Source organism: Streptomyces sp. SID5464 (genome assembly GCF_009862985.1).
GTDB classification, from domain to species: Bacteria; Actinomycetota; Actinomycetes; order Streptomycetales; family Streptomycetaceae; genus Streptomyces; species Streptomyces chartreusis_D.
Map to the genome: position 1 here is coordinate 201904 of NZ_WWIQ01000071.1, position 2263 is coordinate 204166.

Here is a 2263-nt window from a genome sequence, read left to right on the forward strand (position 1 = left end):
CCGTGGACTCGGTGGACAACGTCCGCGAGGTGTTCCGCTCCTGGCAGGACGGCACCGTCATCCGCTCCTGGCTGCTGGACCTCGCGGTCAACGCGCTCGACGAGGACGAGCACCTGGAGGGCCTGCGGGGCTACGCCCAGGACTCCGGCGAGGGACGCTGGACCGTGGAGGCCGCGATCGACAACTCCGTCCCGCTGCCCGCCATCACCGCTTCCCTCTTCTCCCGGTTCGCGTCCCGGCAGGACGACTCCCCGCAGATGAAGATGATCGCGGCGCTGCGCAACCAGTTCGGCGGGCACGCCGTCGAGTCGGCGAAGAAGGCGTAGCACCGTGGGCGATCTGCTGCTGGTCCGCCACGGCGAGACGGAGTGGAGCCGGAGCGGACAGCACACCAGCTTCACGGACCTGCCCCTCACCCGGCACGGCGAGGAACAGGCCAAGTCGCTGGTTGCGCTCCTGGCGGCCCGTCGGTTCGCGCTGGTCCTCACCAGCCCCCTCGGCCGTGCGGTGCGCACGGCCGAACTGGCGGGCCTGACGGGGGCGGTCGAGGACCCGGACCTGCACGAGTGGCACTACGGCGCCTATGAGGGCGTCACCACCGACGAGATACACCGCAGCCGCCCCGACTGGGACCTGTGGACCGACGGGGCGCCGCCCGGCGCCGACGGCCGGCCGGGCGAGTCCCCCGAGGAGGTCGGCAAGCGGGCCGACCGGGTGCTGTCCCGGGTGACGGCGGCGCTGCCCGAGGGCGATGTGATCCTGGTGGCCCACGGCCACTTCCTCCGCGTCCTGACCGCCCGCCGGCTGGGCCTGCCGCCGGCGGACGGCCGGCTGTTCCGCCTGGAGACGGGCACCGTCAGCCGGTTGTCGACCGAGCACGGGTGGCCTGTGATCGCGGAGTGGAACGCCAGGGCGTGACGTGCTGCGGCCGGGGGCTGGCCGGCGGCCCCCGGCCGAAGCGTGTCCGAGTGACGGCGGGGCCCGGCGGGGTGCGTCCTCACCCGTGCCGTCAGCCGCCGGTGAGCGCCCGCGCCGCGTGCTGTGCCGCCAGCCGTACCGGGGCGTTCGGGGCGCCGTAGCCCCGGTAGCCGTCGTCGCGCTGGACCAGTTCGAAGAAGACGCGGCCGACGGTGCGGGTGTAGCAGTGGCGGAAGACGCCGTGGGCGTCTCGGTCGTAGAGGATGCCGAGGTCGCGGTAGGTCTCCAGCTCACCGTCGGCGAACTCGAAGCGGGCGGCGAGATCGTCGTAGTAGTTCGCCGGGACGGGCAGCAGACTGCCGCCGGCCTCCCGGAAGCGGCGGGCCGAGGCGACCACGTCGCCGGTGGCCAGGGCGATGTGCTGGGCGTGGACGGTGTCGTCCGTGGGCGCGGCACCGACGGTGAGGGCGATCCGGACGCTGCCGTCGGCGTTGGTCACGGCACGGCTGCGCAGCAGACCGTAGGGGTCGGCGACGTCCACGCTCTCCTGGGCGTGCAGGCCGAGCACCCCGTGGTGGAAGAGGGCCGCCTCGTCGAAATGGTGCCAGCGCTGGGTGAGGGCGAGATGGTCGATGCCGCGGACACCCGCGGGCGCGGGTGCCGGGGCGGTGTCCTCGAAGTCGGCCCGCCAGTCGGGCAGGCCCGGACGGCCGGTGGCGCAGAAGAAGAGCTCCGTGCCGTCGGGGGCTGCGACCGCGTCGAGCGGGGCGTCCTCGGGTGCCCGGCGACGCGGCAGGACGGGAGCCAGCAGCGCCTCGGCACGCCGGGCCGCCGCGGCCGGGTCGGGTGACTCCAGCCCGATGGCGGCGAGCTGGGTGCCGTCCCGGCGGACCGCCGGCCCGGTGTTGACGAGGATCCGGGCCTCCCCCTGCTCCCACAGGGCGACGGGCTTGCCGCGATGACGCGCCGTGCGGGCGAAACCCAGGGCGCCGAGCAGGGCGGTGAGGGGTTCGGCGTCGGGCGTGACCAGCTCGGCGAAGGCGACGCCGGTGGGGACGACGGGCTCGGGCGGGACGGCCCGGCCCACCGTCTCCTGAAGGACCAGCAGGGAACGCCGGGCGTCGACGGCGGTCGGGCCGGCCTCGGCCTGGCGGAAGACGTCGTTGAAGACCTCCAGGGAGAGCGGGCCGTCGTATCCGGTGCGCAGCACGTGCCGCACCAGGCCGGCGACGTCGAAACCGCCCTGGCCCGGGAAGCAGCGGTGATGGCGGCTCCACTGGAGGACGTCCATGGCGAGCAGCGGGGCGTCGGCGAGCTGGAGGAAGAAGATCTTCTCGCCGGGGAT

The 2263-nt window shown here is 74.4% G+C and carries 2 protein-coding genes and 1 pseudogene; 2 read left to right on the forward strand and 1 reads right to left on the reverse strand.

Going from position 1 to position 2263, the window contains the following annotated elements; all coding sequences use genetic code 11:
* Together GTY47_RS33610 and GTY47_RS33615 are read left to right on the forward strand one after the other, a co-directional pair.
* Positions 1-326 (forward strand): annotated as a pseudogene (locus GTY47_RS33610) (6-phosphogluconate dehydrogenase); the annotation flags it as partial.
* A gap of 4 nt (positions 327-330) precedes the next feature.
* Positions 331-918 (forward strand): histidine phosphatase family protein, encoded by a 588-nt coding sequence (locus GTY47_RS33615; protein ID WP_010043084.1) that lies wholly within the window; start codon positions 331-333, stop codon positions 916-918.
* Positions 919-1009: 91 nt separating this feature from the next.
* Here GTY47_RS33615 and GTY47_RS33620 read toward each other — a convergent pair.
* A partial coding sequence (locus tag GTY47_RS33620) for a VOC family protein (protein ID WP_010043086.1) occupies positions 1010-2263 on the reverse strand: 1254 nt, incomplete at its 5' end.